The organism is Algibacter miyuki (genome assembly GCF_030409805.1).
Taxonomy (GTDB): domain Bacteria; phylum Bacteroidota; class Bacteroidia; order Flavobacteriales; family Flavobacteriaceae; genus Algibacter; species Algibacter miyuki.
In genome coordinates, this window is the sequence record NZ_JAUFQP010000010.1 from 20,911 (window position 1) to 41,880 (window position 20,970).

Annotated in this window: 23 protein-coding genes; 8 read left to right on the forward strand and 15 right to left on the reverse strand. The window is 32.6% G+C overall.

The features are described 5' to 3' along the window. Window positions 1-68 precede the first annotated feature (68 nt). From QWY92_RS08100 to tgt, 8 genes are all read right to left on the reverse strand, one after another. A complete protein-coding gene (locus QWY92_RS08100) occupies window positions 69-671 on the reverse strand; it encodes an alpha-ketoglutarate-dependent dioxygenase AlkB family protein (protein ID WP_290270122.1) in 603 nt (200 codons plus the stop codon). A 147-nt stretch (window positions 672-818) separates the two neighbouring features. Then, complete coding sequence (locus QWY92_RS08105) at window positions 819-1,241, reverse strand: secondary thiamine-phosphate synthase enzyme YjbQ (RefSeq protein WP_290270123.1); 423 nt, start codon at window positions 1,239-1,241, stop codon at window positions 819-821. Between the two features lie 52 nt (window positions 1,242-1,293). Then, window positions 1,294-2,478, reverse strand: coding sequence for an asparagine synthetase B (locus tag QWY92_RS08110; protein ID WP_290271576.1), 1,185 nt, complete (start codon window positions 2,476-2,478; stop codon window positions 1,294-1,296). A 192-nt stretch (window positions 2,479-2,670) separates the two neighbouring features. Then, the gene (gene dnaB / locus QWY92_RS08115; protein WP_290270125.1) at window positions 2,671-4,212 is read right to left on the reverse strand and encodes a replicative DNA helicase; all 1,542 of its coding nucleotides are present in this window, start codon (window positions 4,210-4,212) and stop codon (window positions 2,671-2,673) included. Between the two features lie 167 nt (window positions 4,213-4,379). Continuing rightward, complete coding sequence (locus QWY92_RS08120) at window positions 4,380-5,333, reverse strand: acetyl-CoA carboxylase carboxyltransferase subunit alpha (protein WP_290270127.1); 954 nt, start codon at window positions 5,331-5,333, stop codon at window positions 4,380-4,382. A 68-nt stretch (window positions 5,334-5,401) separates the two neighbouring features. After that, window positions 5,402-6,298 carry a DMT family transporter gene (locus QWY92_RS08125; RefSeq protein WP_290270129.1) on the reverse strand — a complete coding sequence of 299 codons (897 nt, stop codon included), beginning with the start codon at window positions 6,296-6,298 and terminating at the stop codon, window positions 5,402-5,404. Continuing rightward, the gene (locus QWY92_RS08130) at window positions 6,285-7,367 is read right to left on the reverse strand and encodes an LptF/LptG family permease (RefSeq protein ID WP_290270131.1); all 1,083 of its coding nucleotides are present in this window, start codon (window positions 7,365-7,367) and stop codon (window positions 6,285-6,287) included. The genes QWY92_RS08125 and QWY92_RS08130 overlap by 14 nt, the downstream gene beginning before the upstream one ends. 94 nt (window positions 7,368-7,461) lie before the next feature. Continuing rightward, window positions 7,462-8,592 carry a tRNA guanosine(34) transglycosylase Tgt gene (gene tgt, locus QWY92_RS08135; RefSeq protein ID WP_290270133.1) on the reverse strand — a complete coding sequence of 377 codons (1,131 nt, stop codon included), beginning with the start codon at window positions 8,590-8,592 and terminating at the stop codon, window positions 7,462-7,464. 126 nt (window positions 8,593-8,718) lie between these two features. Between tgt and QWY92_RS08140 the strand changes: the two genes are divergently transcribed. Continuing rightward, entirely contained in the window at window positions 8,719-9,303 is a 585-nt protein-coding gene (locus QWY92_RS08140) for an outer membrane beta-barrel protein (RefSeq protein WP_290270134.1), read from the forward strand. Window positions 9,304-9,376: 73 nt separating this feature from the next. On the opposite strand, the gene QWY92_RS08145 is transcribed toward QWY92_RS08140, so the two are convergent. The 6 genes from QWY92_RS08145 to QWY92_RS08170 all read right to left on the reverse strand — a co-directional run bounded on the left by QWY92_RS08145 (window position 9,377) and on the right by QWY92_RS08170 (window position 13,312). Further along, on the reverse strand, window positions 9,377-10,252 hold the full coding sequence (locus QWY92_RS08145; protein ID WP_290270136.1) for an anti-sigma factor: 876 nt from the start codon (window positions 10,250-10,252) through the stop codon (window positions 9,377-9,379). A gap of 74 nt (window positions 10,253-10,326) precedes the next feature. Next, window positions 10,327-10,998, reverse strand: a complete 672-nt coding sequence (locus QWY92_RS08150; protein WP_290270138.1) for a Crp/Fnr family transcriptional regulator — start codon at window positions 10,996-10,998, stop codon at window positions 10,327-10,329. Between the two features lie 117 nt (window positions 10,999-11,115). Next, entirely contained in the window at window positions 11,116-11,547 is a 432-nt protein-coding gene (locus QWY92_RS08155; protein WP_290270139.1) for a DUF5606 family protein, read from the reverse strand. Window positions 11,548-11,601: 54 nt separating this feature from the next. Beyond that, window positions 11,602-12,192, reverse strand: a complete 591-nt coding sequence (gene def, locus QWY92_RS08160; protein ID WP_290270140.1) for a peptide deformylase — start codon at window positions 12,190-12,192, stop codon at window positions 11,602-11,604. 294 nt (window positions 12,193-12,486) lie between these two features. Beyond that, on the reverse strand, window positions 12,487-12,897 hold the full coding sequence (ruvX, locus tag QWY92_RS08165) for a Holliday junction resolvase RuvX (protein WP_290270142.1): 411 nt from the start codon (window positions 12,895-12,897) through the stop codon (window positions 12,487-12,489). Window positions 12,898-13,012: 115 nt separating this feature from the next. Then, window positions 13,013-13,312, reverse strand: coding sequence for a hypothetical protein (locus tag QWY92_RS08170; RefSeq protein WP_290270143.1), 300 nt, complete (start codon window positions 13,310-13,312; stop codon window positions 13,013-13,015). Window positions 13,313-13,639: 327 nt separating this feature from the next. On the opposite strand from QWY92_RS08170, the gene QWY92_RS08175 reads away from it, so the two are divergent. The 3 genes from QWY92_RS08175 to QWY92_RS08185 all read left to right on the forward strand — a co-directional run bounded on the left by QWY92_RS08175 (window position 13,640) and on the right by QWY92_RS08185 (window position 16,396). Beyond that, on the forward strand, window positions 13,640-14,455 hold the full coding sequence (locus QWY92_RS08175; protein ID WP_290270145.1) for a 2,3,4,5-tetrahydropyridine-2,6-dicarboxylate N-succinyltransferase: 816 nt from the start codon (window positions 13,640-13,642) through the stop codon (window positions 14,453-14,455). Window positions 14,456-14,538: 83 nt separating this feature from the next. Next, window positions 14,539-15,588 (forward strand): glycosyltransferase family 9 protein, encoded by a 1,050-nt coding sequence (locus tag QWY92_RS08180; RefSeq protein ID WP_290270146.1) that lies wholly within the window; start codon window positions 14,539-14,541, stop codon window positions 15,586-15,588. 52 nt (window positions 15,589-15,640) lie between these two features. Then, on the forward strand, window positions 15,641-16,396 hold the full coding sequence (locus QWY92_RS08185) for a glycosyltransferase family 2 protein (RefSeq protein WP_290270147.1): 756 nt from the start codon (window positions 15,641-15,643) through the stop codon (window positions 16,394-16,396). Here the strand turns inward: QWY92_RS08185 and QWY92_RS08190 are convergent. After that, window positions 16,388-17,155 carry a lipopolysaccharide kinase InaA family protein gene (locus QWY92_RS08190; RefSeq protein ID WP_290270150.1) on the reverse strand — a complete coding sequence of 256 codons (768 nt, stop codon included), beginning with the start codon at window positions 17,153-17,155 and terminating at the stop codon, window positions 16,388-16,390. The genes QWY92_RS08185 and QWY92_RS08190 overlap by 9 nt on opposite strands. Before the next feature lie 94 nt (window positions 17,156-17,249). On the opposite strand from QWY92_RS08190, the gene QWY92_RS08195 reads away from it, so the two are divergent. The 4 genes from QWY92_RS08195 (at window position 17,250) to QWY92_RS08210 (ending at window position 20,963) form a co-directional block, all read left to right on the forward strand. Beyond that, window positions 17,250-18,305: a glycosyltransferase gene (locus tag QWY92_RS08195; RefSeq protein ID WP_290270151.1), complete on the forward strand. Its 1,056-nt coding sequence runs from the start codon at window positions 17,250-17,252 to the stop codon at window positions 18,303-18,305. Window positions 18,306-18,308: 3 nt separating this feature from the next. Then, a complete protein-coding gene (locus tag QWY92_RS08200) occupies window positions 18,309-19,247 on the forward strand; it encodes a glycosyltransferase family 2 protein (RefSeq protein ID WP_290270153.1) in 939 nt (312 codons plus the stop codon). 72 nt (window positions 19,248-19,319) lie between these two features. Continuing rightward, window positions 19,320-20,381, forward strand: coding sequence for a glycosyltransferase family 4 protein (locus tag QWY92_RS08205; protein WP_290270155.1), 1,062 nt, complete (start codon window positions 19,320-19,322; stop codon window positions 20,379-20,381). Window positions 20,382-20,402: 21 nt separating this feature from the next. Then, window positions 20,403-20,963 carry an L-threonylcarbamoyladenylate synthase gene (locus QWY92_RS08210; protein WP_290270157.1) on the forward strand — a complete coding sequence of 187 codons (561 nt, stop codon included), beginning with the start codon at window positions 20,403-20,405 and terminating at the stop codon, window positions 20,961-20,963. Window positions 20,964-20,970: the final 7 nt, after the last annotated feature.

Genomic DNA, 20,970 nt, shown 5'->3' on the forward strand with positions numbered 1-20,970 from the left:
AGTTTTTTTTGTAGAAACCACATGTCCTGTTACAGAACAATTAAATCGTAAAAAAAGACTTTAACATCTTACAAATCGATGGTTCTAAAAGTTAAATTTATCCTCGGAAATTTCACTTTTTTAGTCGGCGGTAATCGGTGGAGCCAATGGGTTTGCGTTTCCCCTTTCATAACTAACAAACTCCCTTTTTCCAAGTAAACTTCAACGGTTTGTTTTGTTTTTTTGTGTTTAAATAAAAATTTGCGTTCAGCTCCAAAACTTAAAGAACCAATAGCACCGTTAATTTTCAAATCTTTTTCACCATCACTATGCCACCCCATACCTTCGTCTCCGTTATGATATAGATTAAGCAGGCAAGAATTAAATGTTTCTCCTGTTTTATTTTCGACAATACTTTTGAGTTCTAACAGCTCTTTTGTCCATGGTAGCCCCGATTTAGTCGTTTTAGAATACGTATAATCGAATGCTTTATCTCCATACCAGGCCACTTTACGCTTGGTAATAACCAATTTCCCAAAAATGATGGCTTTATCATTCTCCCATTCAATATAATTTAATAATCTATCGAAATAATATTGTGATTTTTCTAGGTTCATTATAGAACCATAATACCGCGCTTCACCTTCAAAAGGTAAAATATTTTCGTTTTCTGAAGTACTAAACAAATCCATGATTTACAAAAAAATTATAGTGAGAACGAAAACCGACTAAAATATCGTGATTTCATTTCCATTAATCAATAAAAGCCGGTTGCTCAACTCGCATTATAAAATATATAACAAAATTGTATTTATATATTCTGAAGTGCTTTTGACAGTTTAAACCCCAAATGCCGTTATTACAATTGCTCTTGATCCGCCATAATCACGATGTTCGCAAAGGTAAACACCTTGCCAAATCCCTAAATTTAACTGCCCTTTAGTAATGGGAATTTCAACAGAACTAGACAACAACGATGCTTTTATATGCGCAGGCATATCGTCCGGTCCTTCATAAGTATGCTTATAATAAGGCGCGTTTTCGGGAACCATTTTATTAAAATGACTTTCAAAATCCAATCTCACCGTGCTATCAGCGTTTTCGTTAATGGTTAAACTTGCCGAAGTATGCTTAATAAAAACCTGTAATTGCCCGACATTAATTTGACTGAGCTCAGGAATAGCTTCCAAAATCAAATCTGTTATTAAATGAAAACCCCGTTTATGAGGTTTCAAAGCAATTTCCTTTTGAAAAATTTTCATCTAAAATATAATTGTTGACTTCTGTTTATGAGTAGATAGTTACTAAAACTGTCTATGTTTTCTGCTTTTTCTTTTTCGCTGCAGGAAACAATACGTTGTTTAAAATAAGGCGGTACCCTGGTGATGTTGGGTGCAAATCTAATTCTGTTTTTGGATCGCCAACACGATGCTGATAATCTTCAGGATCATGACCACCATAAAAGGTAAAAAATCCTTTTCCTTTTATACCATGTATATATTTTGCTTCACCATTTAGCTTGTTTTCCCCCATCACTAAAACATTCGATTTTATTTCTTCCCGATTGAAGGATGTGGTTTGCCCCATGAATCCTTTTACTAAGGCCGTATGGTTTTGGCATAACATCGTTGGAATTGGATCCCATTTTGCTGAAAAATCCATTAGCGAAAAGTAATCGGTAGTTTTAGAAATTTGTCGTTTACTCGTCATATCAATAGAAGAAAACTCGTAAGTTGTAGGGTCTCGTTCCAAAATATAATCGGTAAATGCAAAAGTTTTATTGTAATCTATTTTGTTTTGATAGCCTGCTTCGCTCCCATCTCCATCGAACATAGGCTCGCAAATATCAACACCATCAGCCGATAATGCGATATCGAAACTATCTGTTGCGCTACACATGGCAAACATAAATCCGCCACCTACAACATAATCCCTAATTTTTAAAGCCACTGCTCTTTTTTCTTCGGAAACCTTACTGTATCCCAATTTTGTTGCCAAAGCTTCAGCTGCTTTTTTCTCTGTAATATACCATGGAGCTGCTCTATAAGCACCATAAAACTTACCAAATTGCCCCGTAAAATCCTCGTGATGTAAATGCAGCCAATCGAATAACAAGAGTCCGTCGTTTAAAACTTCTTCATCATAAACGGTTTCATAAGGAATTTCAGCATAGTTTAAAACCATAGTAACAGCATCATCCCAAGGTAATTTTCCTTCTGGCGTATAAACCGCAATTTTTGGTGCTTTCTCTAAGACTACGGCTTCCATATTTTGGCTCGGACTACTGATATCTTCGAGAATACTTTCCGCTTTATCGTTGGAAATAACGCCAAAGGAAACGCCTCGAATTTGACATTCTCGTTGAATAGCTTCCGTGTCAGGCATTAAAAATGAACCGCCTTGATAATTAAGCAACCATTTTACCTTAAGGTTTTTATTGAGCACCCAATAAGTAATACCGTATGCTTTTAAATGATTTTTCTGATTGTCCACACCCATTGGAACCAAAATGTAGGATGCGTAGGTTTTACATGCAAAACATATAAATAAAAATGTGATAATTAACTTTTTCAACTTGTAGATGGCCTAAAAATAATATCTCAGTTAATTTTTATAAAAACCAACTGAGATATAGAATTATATAAGCGAAAGATACTTAATTTTTATGGGAAATAAAATGGTAATTCCTTCTTAAAATGGGACTTCGTTATCACTATCATCATTAAAAGAACTACCAAAAGCTTGATCTGGTGTTACTTTAAAATCATCGGCTTTAAAGCTATCATCGTTTGCAGCAGCATTCATTTTAGAGTGAAATTCGAAAGGTGAATCGAAATCCTCCAAGTTATCGAACTTACCTAAATTACCGATAAATTTCAGTCTAATATTTTCTAAACCACCATTACGGTGTTTGGCGATAATAAACTCGGCTTGACCTTCGGTTGGAGAGCGTTCATCATCATCCCATTCGTCAATTTTATAGTATTCTGGTCTGTAAATAAAACTTACAATATCGGCATCTTGCTCAATCGCACCAGATTCACGTAAATCGGAAAGTAACGGACGTTTACTGCCTCCACGTGTTTCCACCGCACGTGATAACTGCGATAATGCAATTACAGGCACCATTAATTCTTTTGCTAAAGCTTTTAAGTTTCTAGAAATCATCGAGATTTCCTGTTCACGATTTCCACCATGATTAGAACCACCAGTCATTAATTGCAAATAATCAATCATGATCAATTTAATACCGTGTTGCGACGATAAACGACGTGCTTTTGCTCTTAAATCGAAAATAGATAGCGAAGGCGTATCATCAATAAATAAGGGCGCTTTTTCTAAACTTTTCACTTTTACGTTAAGCTGTTCCCACTCGTGCTTTTCTAATTTTCCGGTTCTTAACTTTTCCGAAGACAAACCTGTTTCACTAGAAATTAAACGTGTAATTAACTGTACAGAAGCCATCTCTAATGAGAAAAAGGCTACTGGCATATTTTGATCTACAGCAATATTTCGTGCCATAGATAAGGTTAATGCCGTTTTACCCATACCAGGACGTGCGGCTACAATAATTAAATCGGAAGGTTGCCATCCTGAAGTTAATTTATCCAATTTGGTAAAGCCTGTTGCAATACCACTTAAACCTTCTTGGTTTGAAATTTCTTCAATTTTCTTTTTCGCCTGAATTACTAAATCTTGAGCGGTTTCACTCGATTTTTTAATATTTCCTTGGGTAACTTCGTATAATTTTGATTCGGCAGTATCTAGTAAATCAAAAACATCTTTAGTTTCATCGTAAGCATTTTCAATAATTTCATTCGAAATTTTAATTAAGCTACGCTGAATAAATTTCTGCAAAATAATACGTGCGTGAAACTCAATATGTGCAGAAGATGATACTTTTTGGGTTAAGGATATGAGGTAAAAATCGCCTCCCGCCTGCTCTAACTTCGCGTTCTTCTTTAACTGCGTAGAAACTGTTAATAAATCGACTGGCTCACTATTTTCGAACAAAGTAAAAATAGCTTCAAATATATGTTGGTGGGCTTCTTTATAGAATGCATCGGGCGATAAAATATCAATTACTTCATCGACACCTTTTTTATCAATCATCATAGCACCTAAAACAACCTCCTCTAAATCAAGAGCTTGCGGTGGTATTTTTCCTTTTTCAAGGCTGATTATGGTACTTTTATCGACTTTATATCCCTGAACGGGGTTTGGTTGTTTCATAACTACGAAAGTAATTAAAATTGAAGTAGGTTTATAGATTTAACGGGTTAGGAATGTTAACCGTTAGTTAACAATTTAACTGTTAATAACTTAAAAATATTGTGAATAAGCATAAAAAAATCTGAAGTTATACACTTCAGATTTTTTTAAAGTATGTTTTTTGGTCGTTAGTCTTTATAAACACCCATTTGCAAGTATTTATCCATACGTTGTGCCACTAAATCTTTTGGTGATAACTTTTTTAACACCTCAAAATGTTTTATAATGGCATTGCTAACAGAATTAAAAGTTTTAGTTCTGTCGCGGTGTGCACCTCCAAGAGGTTCTTTTATAATTTCGTCAACTAATTTTAGTTTTTTCATGTCGGGAGCGGTTAATTTCAAAGCTTCAGCAGCTTGTTCTTTATATTCCCAACTACGCCATAAGATAGACGAGCAAGATTCTGGAGAAATTACAGAGTACCAAGTATTTTCAAGCATCATAACCACATCTCCAACACCTATACCTAATGCTCCACCAGAAGCTCCTTCACCAACTACAACAGTGATAATAGGCACTTTTAAGCGTGTCATTTCTAAAATATTTCTAGCAATAGCTTCGCCTTGTCCACGTTCTTCAGCTTCTAATCCTGGGTATGCCCCTGGTGTATCTAAAAGTGTTACAACAGGAATTCCGAATTTTTCAGCAGATTTCATTAAACGTAAGGCTTTACGATACCCTTCAGGGTTTGCCATTCCGAAGTTTCTATACTGTCTTGTTTTAGTATTATACCCTTTTTGTTGGCCAATAAACATAAAACTTTGATCGCCGATTTTACCTAAACCACCAATCATGGCTTTATCATCTTTAAAGTTTCTATCGCCGTGTAATTCTAAAAATGAATTTCCACAAATAGCTTTAATATAATCTAAAGTATATGGGCGCTCTGGGTGACGTGACATTTGTACACGTTGCCATGCCGTAAGGTTTTTGTATATATCTTTTTGAGCTTCTTTAAGCTTTTTTTCTATTTGAGCACATGTTTCAGTAACATCTACTTCGCTCTCTTCACCAATAATTTTACATTTCTGCAATTGGTCTTCCAGCTCTTTTATTGGAAGTTCAAATTCTAAATATTCCATAGGAAATTTGTTTTGACTATATTATAAAGTTAGTGCGCAAATATAAAAACTTTAATTTTCTTAAAGCATTATGTGTGGCTTCTTTTTAGTTTTCTACTATTTTTAAATATGGCGTTTAAAATCACCACTGCAATGATCACCATGGCTCCATAATAAAACGATGGGCTCATTTTTTCTTTTTCAGGAAATAAAATTAAGGCTATAATAATGCCATAAACAGGTTCCAAATTATAGGTAAGTACTACAGTATAAGGACTTATACTTTTCATAATATAAACCGACGCTATAAAAGCATATGCTGTACAAACCGATGCTAAGATAAATAAATACCAAAAATCTGAGGTATCTAAGTTAAAAAATTCTTTTGAAAATCCATCTCCAAAAAAGAATATATATATGGTAATAAATAAGACGCCACTAATAAATTCGTAAAATGAAATGACTGTTGCCGAATGTTTTTTCAAAAAACTTCCATTTAAAACGGCAAATAACGAGGATAAAAAGGCGGAAATAATGCCCAATATAATACCGGTTAAATATTGCATTTCACTCTGTGTGATGATGCAAACACCAACAATGGCTAGTATTCCAAATAAAATTTCGTACCATAATATGCGACGCTTATAAACAACGGGCTCTATGATTGACGCAAAAAATGTTCCTGTTGAAAAAACAGCTAAGGTTGTAGAGACATTAGATGCATCTATGGCTCCGAAAAAAGTAATCCAATGTAAAGCAATGATGACACCCGCAAAAGAGAGACGTAAAAGTGATTTGGGTGTTACAGTTAATTTCGTTTTGCTAAACAGCACATATATACCCATTAACACTCCTGCCATAAGCATTCTAAACCAAACTAAAGGAATGGCCGTTATGCTTATTAACTCGCCTAAAATCGCTGTAAAACCAGCAATTAGCACGAGAATATGTAAATGAATATAATCTTTTAGATTAGCGTTTTGCATTATACAACAGGTAAGCTGCTAAAATACCGAAAAGAATGTTTGGAAACCAAACAGCTATCAATGGGTTAAAATCGGATTGCTCGGCCATAACGCCAAATATTTTGTCGAAAAACACAAAAACCATGGCTATACAAATACCTACAGCCAGGTTAACGCCCATACCGCCACGTCGTTTTTTAGAAGAGACTGCTACCGCAATAATGGTTAGTATAAAGACAGAAACAGGCAAACTCCATTTACGATATAAAACCAGCTTAAAACGGCCCACGTTTGACGATCCTCTAGATTCCTCCTTGGCTATAAATTGTTTTAAATCACCATACATTTTAGTTTCGGCGGCGTAAATTTCAGGAATTAAATCGTCCACATCAAATGACAACAACGTATCTTTTTGTTTTAAAATATCAAGTTCATCATCATTTTCACCAACAATACGTTTCATATAATTAGATAATTGGTAAATGGAGGATGTATCAGTTTCTATATATTTAATTTTATCTGCGGAAATTTTATAAACTAGTTTATCATCTTTAAAATGTTCTAGTGTAAAGTTCCTACCAATTTTATTTTTCACATCAAAACTACTTACGAAAATAATATCGCTATCGTTAATTTGACGAAATACGTCGGTATTATCAACCTTACTCTGACCTCTTTTTAAATATTTATAATTAAAATCGTTAAAGCCTTTACTTGCATTTGGAGCCAAGTATAACCCCAAAAGAATGGATAAAATAGCTACGATTGTAGCGCCAATCATATAAGGTCTAAGAAATCTTGTAAAGGAAACTCCAGAACTTAAAAAAGCAATAACCTCGGTATTGTTGGCTAATTTTGAGGTAAACCAAATAACGGATAAGAATAAAAATAACGGAAATAATAAATGGGCAAAATATATGGTAAAATCTAAAAAGTAAATAAGCACTTCGCCAAAAGGTACATCATTCTCTAAAATTTTTCCGATTTTTTCAGCTAAATGCACTGTTATTCCGATAGGAATAAACAATAATAACATCATTGAAAATGTAAACAAATAACGTTTTAATATGTACCAATCTAATATTTTCATCCTTTTACTAGCTCACTAAATACGTGGTATTTCAATATTTATAAAGAAAAAGAACGTATTAAAAATAATACTCCTTTTTACATTCATGTTTCTATTATAGTCTATTATCCATTTGTTTCACCATTTTCTCTTTCCATTGGTAAAAATCTCCTGCTAATATATGTTTTCTAGCTTCGCGAACCAACCATAAATAAAAACCTAAATTATGAATGGTTGCAATTTGTTTTCCTAACAACTCATTTACCGTAAATAAATGACGTAAATAAGCTTTGCTATACTCGGTATCAACAAAAGTTATTCCCATCTCGTCGATTGGAGAAAAATCTTCAGCCCATTTCAAATTTTTAATATTGATACTACCATGAGCTGTAAACAACATTCCGTTTCTAGCATTTCGAGTTGGCATCACACAGTCAAACATATCTACACCTAACGCAATATTTTCTAAAATATTGATTGGTGTACCTACGCCCATTAAATATCTTGGCTTGTCTTCTGGTAAAATGGCACAAACTACATCGGTCATAGCATACATTTCTTCCGCAGGTTCCCCTACCGATAAACCACCAATAGCATTACCTACAGCTCCTGAATTTGCAATATATTCAGCCGATTGTTTACGTAAATCCTTATAAGTACTCCCTTGTACAATAGGAAAAAAGGCCTGATCGTATCCGTATTTAAGTGGTGTTTTATCTAAGTGATTTATACAACGATCTAACCAACGATGCGTCATGTGCATAGAACGTTTTGCATAATTATAATCGCAAGGATATGGTGTACATTCATCAAAAGCCATAATAATATCCGCTCCAATGGTACGTTGAATTTCCATAACATTTTCGGGTGTAAAAGTGTGGTAACTTCCGTCGATATGCGACTTAAACTTAACGCCCTCTTCTTTTATTTTTCTATTTGCTGAAAGTGAATACACTTGATAGCCTCCAGAATCGGTCAAAATATTGCGATCCCAATTCATAAATTTATGAAGTCCGCCAGCTTTTTCAAGTACATGCGTTTGTGGACGTAAATATAAATGATACGTATTTCCTAAAATAATATCCGGATTAATATCATCCTTTAATTCTCTCTGGTGCACACCTTTAACAGTTCCAACAGTTCCAACAGGCATAAAAATAGGGGTTTCAATAACACCATGATCTGTGGTTAACTTTCCAGCTCTAGCTTTGCTTAGAGGATCTTTTGCTTTTAATTCGAATTTCATCTATTTCATTATATCAGTTGGCAAAGATAATTAACTAAAAACCGATAACAATATTTATCAACAAGGAAATAAATTATCTTTGGCAACGTTTTTGTAAGTATAATTGCAAATCTTAAAACGAACATTATGAAAAATTTATTTTTAATTTTAGTAGTAGCCATTGTTGTCCCATCAGCAGCTTTTGCTCAATCAGCAAGTGGCATTGGTATCAAAGGTGGTTTAAACTATAATGCCAATGGAAAATATGTGGAATCTATAAATGATAATGCACAAAATCCTGACAGAAATGTTGGCTATCACATTGGGTTATTTGGGAAAATTGGTGACAAATTATTTTTAAGACCTGAAATAGTTTACACGAAAACAAAAAGTGATTATGAGGATGATACATTCAGTATGCAAAAACTTGATGCTCCAATTTTAGTTGGATTAAAGATTTTAGGCCCTGTTAGTGTATTTGCAGGCCCATCATTCCAATATATTTTAGACACTGATTTTGAGGGAATTACTGTAGGAGATATTAAAGATGATTTTTCGGTAGGTCTTAACTTTGGTGTTGGGCTTAACTTTAAAAAAGTAGGTATCGATTTAAGGTATGAGCGTGGATTTACAGAAAATGAAGGTACCTTTATTGGGAATAACGGAATAAATGGTGGCCGTTTAGACACTCGACCAGATCAGCTTATTTTAAGTTTGGCTATTATTTTATAGTCTAAATCATGTAAAAACAAAAAGCCCTAGTAACATATTACTAGGGCTTTTTGTTTGATTTTTTTTTTTAAGATTATCGTGTTGCTGTACCCGATAAAGTTACTAAAGGGCCTGCTTCCATATTAATTACCGTATGGTTTACAGCATCTGTTGGCACACCATGAGCCAATGGTTTTAAAGTGAATGGAGCTGCGCTATTATCTGGACTTGGCTCTACAGAAATTACAATTGTTTTTCCTTTTAAATCTGTTGGAAACGTTAATCCTGTTGGTGCATTTTGAAGAAAATCTTCACCAGGATAACCTGGTCCATTACCAGCATCTCCTTTAAATAATGTTGTTGCAGCATTATCATCTGCAGCAGCTGGATCGGTAAAAGTTCCTGTACTTATTGGCGTACCATCAAAAACAACCCATCCTTCGTATTTCCATCCGTCAGATAAAACTGGTAAATCTAAACCTGCTATTGTAGTTTCAGTTGAATTATCTAAAAACCAAACACCACTTGCTTCGTTGGTTTCATCGTCATCTGTAGGAGTTGCTAAGATGTATTTACCTGTAGCTGTTGATAAATCGCCCACAATATTATTTGAGTTTACACTAGCTGAATTTCCTGAAAAATCGCCTGCTAAAATTTTTGTTGCTGCTGGAGCTGGGTCAGAATCTACAGCAGGTTCAATAGAAAGCACAAACGTGGTTGCTGCTTCTAATTGATCGGCATCTACCGTAAAAGATTGTGGAAACGTTACTGAAGAAAATGTTCCAGTAGATACAGGAGAGCCATCTACAATAATCCATCCTTCATAAACAAAACCAGAACCTAGAGCTTCCAATCCGGTAAGGTCTACGGTTAAATCTGCTGTGGTTACTTTATTATTATCGTCGTCGTTACTGCAAGAGGTAGCAAAAATTCCTAAGGCTACGCATGCTAAAATTGTTTTTCTAATCATGATCTATTTTTTTAGTGATTGTTATACATCAAAGGTATTTCACTAAAAGAATATAAAATGTTAGCCAACTAACATTAGGCCGTTTTTTTGTAGATTCTTATTTCTTTTCGGGTATAATCGAGTACAGATTCTTCCTTTAATTCATTTAAAAGAATATTTAACGTTGGTCGAGATGTGCCAATTAGAGATGCAATGTCTTTTTGAGTATAGGGATGATGCACTACGCGGTCGCCTGTTTTATCACAATCGTAACCATAATCGGTACATAATTCATGTAAAAACTCCAGAAGTCTGGTTTTAGCATCTTTAAAAAGTAGAAGTTGTAAACGGCGTTCTAATTTTTTTAACCGGAAACCAATAATTTTATATACTTTGAAGGTAAAGGTTTGATTATCTCGCATTAAATTGTGCATAGCGTCTACACCTACAGGACAAATACTGGTTGTGTTATCTATCGATTGTGCAAATTCTTCACGTTTATCGTCTCCAAGAATAGCGGTTTCACCAAAGAGTTCGCCACGGGTTAAAATAGCTTTAACCACCTCAACACCATCTTCATTATAATAACCAATTTTCACTTTTCCCTTTTCGATTAAATAAATTTTATTGGCGAAGTCTTGTTCAAAATAAATGTAATCCTGCTTTTTGTAAGCATCAAAACTATGATCTTTCTTATAATTTTTAAATTTATGTGGACAAAGCAATTTAAAGAGATTTACATCATCGAAAAACCAAAGAGAATTCATGTATTACAAGTATTGATTAACCCAATTTAAGTCGTATTAAAATGTTAAAAATTACATTTTTAGCATAAAAAAAAGCCTCCATATTGGAGGCTTTTTCATTTATACTTTTATGTTTTTTTATTCTTCTTCGTCGGCAGCGGCGCTTTCGGCTACTTCTGCTTCTAAATTATCAATCATATTGTGTTTTATCAATAGATTGTACCATGTAAGTACTTTTTTAATATCACTTGGGTACACACGATCTTCATCGTAATCTGGTAAAATATCAAAGAAATATTCTTCTAATTTATCTTTACCGTCTTTTGGTTTTACAGAACTTTCTTGTCCGTTTTCTTTTGTTTTAATATTTAATAAAACTTGTTTCAACGGCACTTCTTCTGTTAAAGTATAAATAGCAATTTCGCTTAAAACGCTAACGTTCTGTCTTACGTTTACCGTAATACGTTTTTTATCGATTAACGATTCTGCTACAAAACCTCCTCGTGTTTGTGCTACTAACTTGTACAAACCTGGTTTTCCTGATATTGATAATACTTTATCTAAACTCATATATTATTTTTTGAAAGTGGCAAATATCAAATGTTTATTGATGCCTTGCAAATATTAACGTCTCTTTTTTTGATCTGGGAATCGCATTCTATAATCTACCTTAATTTTTCCTTTAGAAATGTTAGAAAGACGTCCTTTAATTAAACGCTTTTTTAAACTAGAAAGTTTATCGGTAAACAAAACACCTTCGATATGGTCGTACTCATGCTGAATTACACGTGCTACTAAACCTTCAAATTTTTCGGTATGTGCTTCAAAGTTTTCATCTAAATATTCAATAGTAATATTAGGTTTTCTAAATACATCTTCCCTAACATCTGGAATACTCAAGCAGCCTTCATTAAAGGCCCATTCTTCTCCTTCTTCATTAGTGATTTTCGCATTAATAAAAACACGTTTAAAACCATCTAAACTTTTCTGTTCTTCTTCCGTTAAATCTTCATCTTCAGAAAAAGGTGTGGTATCTATTAAAAATAAACGAATTGGTAAACCTATTTGTGGCGCAGCAAGCCCAACACCATAAGCGTTGTACATGGTCTCGAACATGTTTTCTAAAAGCGTATCCAGGTTTGGATAATCTTTAGAAATGTCCTTTGCTTCTTTTTTTAAAACAGGGTCGCCGTAGGCTACAATGGGTAAAATCATTCTGTATTTTTTATTAGTAATTGCAAAAGTACAATTCTATACATTTACTTAGAACATTTTACTAAAAAAATTGTGAGAAGAAGTGGAATAATACTTAAAAATAAACCCAACCAATAGGTTAAAATTAACACTAATAAATTACTGATTTTTACAACAGCACCTTGTTGTTTTCTACCTTTTAGCTGGGGTTTGACTACTAAACTTTAAATTTAACTAATAATTAAAATTTGAAATACAAAGCTAGAAAAACAGAAACCATTAAATACTATCATTAATTAACAGATTTACAAGCACTTATAACGAATACAAATAACTTTGTAAAATTAAGGTCGCGCTTATTTCGTCTACTAGAGCTTTATTTTTACGTTGTTTTTTTTTGAGTCCGCTATCTATCATGGTTTGAAATGCCATTTTTGAAGTAAAACGTTCATCGACACGCTTGACAGGAATATTCGGAAATTGCTTTTCTAATTGACTTAGAAATTTTACAATAAACACCTCACTTTCCGATGCCGTGTTATCCATTTGTTTTGGTTCGCCTACTAAGAATAATTCAACAGATTCCTTAGCTACATAGGTTTTTAAAAAACTAAAAAGTTCCTTTGTATTTACTGTGGTAAGGCCAGATGCAATTATTTGTAACTCGTCGGTAATTGCAATACCTGTGCGCTTGGTTCCGTAATCTATTGCTAAAATGCGTGCCATAAATAAATTTTATGTAAAAATAGGTTATTATATCAATTTCAACCTAATAGAAATTCTTTTAAAACAAAAAAGGCTACCTTTTCAGATAGCCTTTTTAAATGGATATAATATATTTTTAAGCTTTTACTCGTTTTGCTAAAGAAGGAAATAACAAACCAATATTGCTTACTTGTCTTTCTCTATTTAAATAACTTCTAATATCACTAGTAGATTTAGCAAGTATAGCTTCAACCTCAGCACTATCTTTAATTATAGTTTTAGTTTCTACCGTAGTAGTGGCTGCTTGTTTTTTATTGTTTTCAACAGAAATTGTTTTACTTACTTCTACAACTACATCTTCTGTTTTGTTGCTTTGCGCATGCCCTACAGAAACTGTTAGTAATAAAATTAGAAGTGTTATAAAAGTAGTTTTCATATTGTTATTTTCTTTTGCTGGGACAAATATACATTGGGCAACCAGTTTGCAAACAATAAAATAGAGTAAGGGCTTAGATTTTCGTTTAGTAGAAAACAGGTACACTTTAAACGATAAACAGTTGATTTACATCATCTCAACGATGAAATACATGTTTTTCAAATAATTCTATGATAATACTACCTAACAAAAAGATAAAGCGCACATTTAAACGCTGTATTTTATTTCATTATTCGATATTTTACGCATACAGTAATCGATAATTATACTTTAATAGTTACCTTTTTTGAATGATACCTATTATATTTGCGGAAAATAAAGATATCAATGACACAATTACAACAGATCATAGAAAAAGCTTGGGAAAATAGAGATTTATTAAGCGAAGAAACAACGACAACTGCAATTAGAAACGTAGTTGATTTACTAGATAAAGGTGAATTAAGAGTTGCTGAACCTACTGAAAACGGATGGCAAGTTAACGAATGGGTAAAAAAAGCAGTCGTTTTATATTTCCCAATTCAAAAAATGGAAACTATAGAATGTGGTCCTTTAGAATTTCATGATAAAATTCCATTAAAAACAGGTTATGCTGCAAAAGGTATTCGTGTAGTACCTCATGCTGTTGCCAGACACGGTGCTTACATTTCGGCTGGCACTATTTTAATGCCAAGTTACGTAAATATTGGTGCTTATGTAGACGAAGGTACTATGGTTGATACTTGGGCTACTGTTGGAAGTTGTGCACAAATTGGTAAAAACGTTCACCTTTCTGGTGGTGTTGGTATTGGTGGTGTATTAGAACCTTTACAAGCTGCTCCGGTAATTATTGAAGACAATGCTTTTATAGGAAGCCGTTGTATTGTTGTTGAAGGTGTACACGTAGAAACAGAAGCGGTTTTAGGTGCTGGTGTTACTTTAACTATGAGTACTAAAATTATTGATGTTACCGGTGATGAACCTGTTGAATATAAAGGACGTGTTCCTGCTCGTTCTGTAGTAATCCCAGGAAGTTATGCTAAAGAATTCCCTGCTGGAACTTACAACGTACCATGCGCTATTATTATTGGTAAACGTAAAGAAAGTACCAACAAAAAAACCTCACTTAACGATGCTTTAAGAGAGCATAGTGTTGCGGTTTAATATGTAAATATTATAATTAAAAAATCTTCAGTTATCCTGTTTTTTAAACCTGCTAACTGAAGATTTATTTTTTATCCATGCTCATGAAAGTATTAGTTATACAGCAAAAAATGATTGGAGATGTGCTTACAAGCAGTATTTTGTTTGAAGCCCTTCGCCATAAGTATCCTAATGCCCAACTGCATTACCTAATTAACGAGCACACCTACCCTGTTGTTGAAAACAATCCGTTTATAGATCACTTTATCTTCTTTACTAAAAAAGAAGAGTGGAGTAAAAAAGCATTATTCAACTTTGCTAAAAAGATAAAACAACAGCATTTTGATGTGGTTATCGATGTGTATTCCAAATTATCGAGTAACATTATTAGTGCCTATTCTGGAGCTAAAACTAAAATTTCTTATCATAAAACGTACACAACTCCTGTTTATCATCATAATATAAAACGCTTAAAAAGTACGGATGAAAAATCGGGACTAGCCATTGTTAACAGACTACAACTACTACAACCTTTAGGAATAGAAAACGCATCCATAAAACCAAAAATTTATTTAACTGACGCTGAAATTGATTCGAGTAAACAATTCTTAACTCAGCACCATGTAGATTTTAGCAAGCCCACTTACATGATTAGTGTATTAGGAAGCGGTACCAATAAAACCTACCCATTCCCGTATATGGCAAAAATTATTGATGCCATTGTAAAACAAACACAAGGACAAATTCTGTTTAATTACATCCCAAAACAAGCCGCGGATGCTCAAGCTATTTTCGATTTGTGCCTACCGGAAACACAACAACATATTCTATTTGATGTTTTTGGAAAAAGCTTGAGAGATTTCTTAGCCATAACAACACATTGCGATGCTTTGATAGGTAATGAAGGTGGCGCCGTTAACATGGCAAAAGCGCTAAACATAAAAACCTTTACTATATTTTCGCCATGGATAGATAAAGCCACTTGGAATCTTTTTGAAGATAAAAATAATGTAAGCGTACATTTAAAAGATTTTAAGCCCCAACTATACACCAAGCCCGAAAAAGCACTCAAAAAAGAAGCACTCTCGCTTTACAATCAATTTACTCCAGATTTAATTCAACCCAAGCTAAAGACATTTTTAGAATCGCTTTAATTTTTTATAGCTGTTAAAAGGTTTATTTTTACAACTTAATTGATTTAAAAATTTGAATCCATCTAAAAAGATATCGGCTTTAATAATTACCTATAATGAAGTCAACCATATAGACCACGTTATAAAAAACATCGCTTTTGCCGATGAAATAATTGTAATAGATTCCTTTAGCACCGATGGTACTTTCGAAAAACTATCTGCCTTAAAACAAGTTACAACTATACAGCGCGAATTTAAAAATTTTGCCGACCAACGTAATTTTGCCATTGCACAAGCACAACACGATTGGATTTTATTCATCGATGCTGATGAGCGTATTACCCCAAAATTAAAAACCGAAATACTAGAAACCGTAAACACTTCGGAAAACATAGCAGCTTTTATGGTAAAACGCTTGTATTTTTTCAAACAAAAACGCATTCGTTTTAGTGGTTTCCAAACCGATACCACCTATCGCCTTTTCCGACGAAATAAAGTAAAATATATTGAGGATAAAATAGTACACGAATTACCAGAAATAGATGGAACCAGCGCGCTTTTAAAAAATAACATGCTCCATTATTGCTTTGATAGTGCCGCGCATTACAAAGCCAAAATGGAACATTACGCTAAACTAAAAGCTTTAGAACTTCATCAAAAAGGAAAAAGGCCCAATGCATTTCATTTCTACATCAGACCTTTTTATAAATTTATAGTCAATTATTTTTTCCGACTCGGTTTTTTAGATGGCAAAGAAGGTTTTACGATCTGTTATTTAAGTGCCTACGGCGTTTATTTTAGATATCAAGAATTAAAACGATTAAGCTGATTTCCAAAATTTCAGTTTCTTTTTTAATCGTATTTTTCGGTGGTACTTCTCCTGAAATGCTTCGGTTTCGCTCCACATTAAATTGAATATTTTATTATAATCTTCACCCGAACATTTAGCATATTCATCACTCATCACTTCAACCATAGATTTATGCGTGGTTAATCGGGCAAAATTTTTAATGCGGGTTTCAAAATTTAAGGGTTTAAATTCCATTCGGTTTAAATCTACCAAATAAAATTTATAGTCACCACCATTCAACTCAATTAAAGTATTTCCTGGTGAATGATCTAAAAAGTGAATCCCTTTATCATGCAGCTCATAAGTAAACCTTGTAAAAGCACGAAGTATGGCTTCATGGTTGGGAATATCAAAATCTGTAGTTAACTCTCTGTAGGTTAAATCGTCATTAACTTGAGCACTTATATAATAGCTTTTTTTGAATAAAAAAGGCGTTTCAAACTCATAATATGCAATGGGTTGCGGCGTCCCAATTCCGAAGGTTTTTAATTTATTAGCGTACTCAAAAGAGCGCTGTGCTTTACTTTTTCTGAAAAACTTATACGCAATTTGATTTACCAAATTAGGAACTTTAAAAGACTTCACATTTATAGTCTGATTCTCTAATTTGAAAAGTTTTAGAGAATTCCGGTCTTGATTGCCAAATGGAATTCCTTTCGAATCAAAACCATCTATAATATCATCTAAAAAAGGTTTATCTCCTAAAAACTCATCTTGTATTACTTCAAATTGTTTCATCTTAGCTTAAAGTTAGCATTTTTGCGAGTATTATTTACATCTGTAAAATTATAAATTTAAATTCTATATTTGTTGAAATTAAAATTAAATAATAATGCAAAAAAGAGTTGTGTATATTCTTCACAAGAATGGAGCTAAAAGCCACTATACTGCGCTAGATAACCTTCTGAAAAAAAATGATACAATTCTTAAACATAGAGAATTTTCTGTTTTTGGAACTTTGTTTAAATCAATTATCTCATTAAATGGTTCTTTATTAAAAAAACAATTGATCAATTTTATTTTTTTATTAGAATTATTGCTCTCTAAAAACAAAAAAATTGTTTTAGGAATAGCTCCTTTTGATAAGAAATTAGTCATTCTTAAAACACTTTTAAAAAGCCATCAAATATACTATCATACATCATGGACTTGTTGGGACGGAAGTTTTCATCCAAAACGAAAGAAAAACACTCCTAAAGTAAAAAAAAGTTGGAAACTATTTTTAAAAAATGATGTTAAACATATCTTTACAGTTACCGAGCAAAGTAAAAAACAACTAATAGAAAATTATGATATCAAAGAAGACAAAATAGATGTGGTTTACCATGCTCTTGACTCTGTTTTTTTTAATAATCATCAAGAAATTAATAAAAAACCTCTTAGTTTCATCTATTTAGGAAGACTATTACCACAAAAAGGAATTACAGAACTTTTAGATTTCTTTTCAAAGCAGAACAAAGCAACATTAACCATTATTGGTAATGGAAAAACAGAAAAAGAAGTAGCCGATTTTGCAAGTAAGCATGAATCTATTACCCATTATCCTTTTATAAAAGATCAACAAAAAATTATTAATTTAATAAGTAATCACGAATACCTCGTTTTAAATTCTAAAAAAACAACTAAATGGGAAGAACTTTTTGGACTAGTAATTATTGAGTGTATGTCTCAAGGAACAATACCTATTGCTACAAACCATTCTGGACCAAAAGAAATTATAACTAGCGACATAGGGTATTTATCTCGTGAAGGCGAAATTCTTTCAGTAATTTCCAAACTAATAAAAAACGAAAGTTTCGATGAGGAAATGTCTAAGAATGCCCGAAAAAAAGCGCTAATATATAAAGTAGATGCCATCTCTGAAAGGTGGAAAGCAATTCTAAACTAACCCATGATAGACGTAAGCTGTATTATTATTAATTATAACACTTCAAAATATACCTTTGAAGCTGTAGAATCCATTTTAAAGAAACAGAACGAAGATATTTCTTACGAAATAATTATTGTAGATAATGCTTCTAAACAAGAGGACTACATTCAATTAAAATCGAATTTAGATGCCTTAAATCTTAGTAATATCAAATTAATTAGAAGTAAAATTAATACAGGTTTTGGAGCCGGTAATATGATAGGTGTTCAACATTCCGCTTCATGTAAATATTATGCTTTTATAAACAATGATACTTTACAAATCTCGACCAATTTTTTAAAAGATTTAAAAGATTTTATGGAGCAAAATCCAGACACAGGTATTTGCTCACCTCAAATGTTAGATGAAGAAAGAAACTTTAGAGTAACTATAGATCATTTTTCAACTATAAAAAGAGAAATTTTTAGACGTCCCATTTTAGAAAAATTATTTCCTAAAAAATATTTAAACAGAAAAACAACCTATAATAAACCAACCAAAGTTCATTATGTACAAGGATCTTTTATGTTTGTCGAAGCAAAAACATTTAACGAAATTGGAGGCTTTGACAGAAATATATTCTTGTATTATGAAGAATCAGACCTAAGTTGGAGGTTTTTAAAACAAAAGAATAAAAACACTTATTTAATACCATCCATTGAATACATTCATTATAAAGGTATTAGCACTAAAAAAAACATAGATATAAAGATAGAGCAAAAAATATCTCTGTTATACTACATAAACAAGCATTATGGGTGGCTACATCATCAAGTATTATTAAAATGGTATATCATTCGATATTTTTTCACTTCAATTATAAAACCAAAATATTGGAAACTCTTTTATGTGCTTTTAATAGGGGCCCCTTTAAGCAAGTCATTAATGCAAAAGCAACGTGTTTTAAATTTGGATAAATAATTCTATATATTTAATAGACGTATTTATAGAAAACCCCGTGCTTTTCCATTAATTATTTCAGAATAAAACCAAATGCAAAAAAAAATAAATATCATACTTCCATTTCCTACAAAACGTCCAAATGGAGGTCCAAAAATCATGTACATCTATGCTAACTTTTTAGCTGCAAAAGGTTATGATATTCAAATATACCATTCATTAAACACATCACATAAAAGATATACAAAACCTTATTTTATAAGAGCTATACTGCATAAAATAAGAAAGACAGAAAGGCCTAATTGGTTTGAATTAGACCCCATTGTAAGATCTTGTAACATAAAAAATGTTTCAGATCAATTTATTAGAGATGCAGATTATATTTTGTCAACTTGGTGGGCTACAGCTCTAGAGGTTCATGAGTTAAATGAGTCTAAAGGAAAAAAAATAAACTTCATTCAAGATTATGAAAATGGCTTAGGATATGATAACTTACTATTTAAGTCTTACCAACTAAAAAAGACGACAAACATTGCTATATCGTCGTTTGTTTACGATATCATAGCGCCTTTATCTCATAAAAAACCATACCTTATATTAAATGCTATAAATGAATCTAAATTTTATTTAAAAAAAGATATTGAAGATCGCAAACCTTCCATATTAATGATGTTTTCTAAAGGCAAGAGAAAAGGTTCTATTTATGGTATTGAAGCATTAGTTTATATTAAAGAAAAATATCCTGATGTAACTATCACTTTCTTTAGCACAAGAAAACGTCCAAAAAACCTTCATAAAGACATCATCTTTTTGCATAAACCCAAAAACCTCATTGATATCTATAACTCACATTCCATTTTCCTAACTCCAAGTATAAAAGAAGGATTCGGACTTCCTGCGTGTGAAGCTTTAGCTTGTGGCTGTTCACTTATAGCTACAGATTTAGAAGGTCATAAAGATTTTGCTTTTAATAATGAAACCGCATTAACTGTTGCGCCTAAAAACCCAAATGATATTGTGGAAAAAATAGAAATTCTTTTAAACAATGATGATTTAAGAAAGGATTTAGCGAAAAAAGGAAATAAATTTTTATTGAGTAATTTATCTTGGAAAAAAAACATGGAGCAATTAGAAGATATACTTAATGAAATCTAATATTTTAATGAGTAATTAGATATGCAAAATGAAATAAATAAAGCCATAGACGTTTTAAAAAAAGGCGGACTTATACTCTACCCTACCGATACTGTTTGGGGCATTGGCTGCGATGCGACTAACGAAGATGCCGTAAAAAAAATCTATCAGTTAAAACAACGAGAAGATAGTAAAGCGCTCATTTGCTTGGTTACCGATGATAGAATGTTGAAAAAGTATGTAAAACACATTCCCGAAGCCGCATTAAACATCATCGATATTACCGACAAACCAACCACCATAATTTACGACGATGCCCAAAACTTAGCTAAAAATTTAATTGCTGAAGATGGCTCCATTGCCATAAGGATTCCTGATGACGATTTTTGTTACGATTTATCTCGTCGACTTAATGGTGCTGTGGTATCCACATCGGCAAATATTAGTGGTTTCCCTACTCCAAAATCATTCAAAGAAATAGCGCCTGAGGTTTTAAAAGGTGTGGACTATGTTGTAAATTTGCAACGCGAAAAAATTTGCAATCAACCATCGACTATAATCAAATTGAGTAATAGCGGTATTGTAAAAGTTATTCGTAAGTAAACCTACA

Bases quoted from the DNA above. Each gene is read 5' to 3' on its own strand.
- QWY92_RS08100 (WP_290270122.1), bottom strand. From the start codon at position 671: ATGGATTTGTTTAGTACTTCAGAAAACGAAAATATTTTACCTTTTGAA.
- QWY92_RS08105 (WP_290270123.1), bottom strand. From the start codon at position 1,241: ATGAAAATTTTTCAAAAGGAAATTGCTTTGAAACCTCATAAACGGGGT.
- QWY92_RS08110 (WP_290271576.1), bottom strand. From the start codon at position 2,478: ATGGGTGTGGACAATCAGAAAAATCATTTAAAAGCATACGGTATTACT.
- dnaB (WP_290270125.1), bottom strand. From the start codon at position 4,212: ATGAAACAACCAAACCCCGTTCAGGGATATAAAGTCGATAAAAGTACC.
- QWY92_RS08120 (WP_290270127.1), bottom strand. From the start codon at position 5,333: ATGGAATATTTAGAATTTGAACTTCCAATAAAAGAGCTGGAAGACCAA.
- QWY92_RS08125 (WP_290270129.1), bottom strand. From the start codon at position 6,298: ATGCAAAACGCTAATCTAAAAGATTATATTCATTTACATATTCTCGTG.
- QWY92_RS08130 (WP_290270131.1), bottom strand. From the start codon at position 7,367: ATGAAAATATTAGATTGGTACATATTAAAACGTTATTTGTTTACATTT.
- tgt (WP_290270133.1), bottom strand. From the start codon at position 8,592: ATGAAATTCGAATTAAAAGCAAAAGATCCTCTAAGCAAAGCTAGAGCT.
- QWY92_RS08140 (WP_290270134.1), top strand. From the start codon at position 8,719: ATGAAAAATTTATTTTTAATTTTAGTAGTAGCCATTGTTGTCCCATCA.
- QWY92_RS08145 (WP_290270136.1), bottom strand. From the start codon at position 10,252: ATGATTAGAAAAACAATTTTAGCATGCGTAGCCTTAGGAATTTTTGCT.
- QWY92_RS08150 (WP_290270138.1), bottom strand. From the start codon at position 10,998: ATGAATTCTCTTTGGTTTTTCGATGATGTAAATCTCTTTAAATTGCTT.
- QWY92_RS08155 (WP_290270139.1), bottom strand. From the start codon at position 11,547: ATGAGTTTAGATAAAGTATTATCAATATCAGGAAAACCAGGTTTGTAC.
- def (WP_290270140.1), bottom strand. From the start codon at position 12,192: ATGATTTTACCCATTGTAGCCTACGGCGACCCTGTTTTAAAAAAAGAA.
- ruvX (WP_290270142.1), bottom strand. From the start codon at position 12,897: ATGGCACGCATTTTAGCAATAGATTACGGAACCAAGCGCACAGGTATT.
- QWY92_RS08170 (WP_290270143.1), bottom strand. From the start codon at position 13,312: ATGAAAACTACTTTTATAACACTTCTAATTTTATTACTAACAGTTTCT.
- QWY92_RS08175 (WP_290270145.1), top strand. From the start codon at position 13,640: ATGACACAATTACAACAGATCATAGAAAAAGCTTGGGAAAATAGAGAT.
- QWY92_RS08180 (WP_290270146.1), top strand. From the start codon at position 14,539: ATGAAAGTATTAGTTATACAGCAAAAAATGATTGGAGATGTGCTTACA.
- QWY92_RS08190 (WP_290270150.1), bottom strand. From the start codon at position 17,155: ATGAAACAATTTGAAGTAATACAAGATGAGTTTTTAGGAGATAAACCT.
- QWY92_RS08195 (WP_290270151.1), top strand. From the start codon at position 17,250: ATGCAAAAAAGAGTTGTGTATATTCTTCACAAGAATGGAGCTAAAAGC.
- QWY92_RS08200 (WP_290270153.1), top strand. From the start codon at position 18,309: ATGATAGACGTAAGCTGTATTATTATTAATTATAACACTTCAAAATAT.
- QWY92_RS08205 (WP_290270155.1), top strand. From the start codon at position 19,320: ATGCAAAAAAAAATAAATATCATACTTCCATTTCCTACAAAACGTCCA.
- QWY92_RS08210 (WP_290270157.1), top strand. From the start codon at position 20,403: ATGCAAAATGAAATAAATAAAGCCATAGACGTTTTAAAAAAAGGCGGA.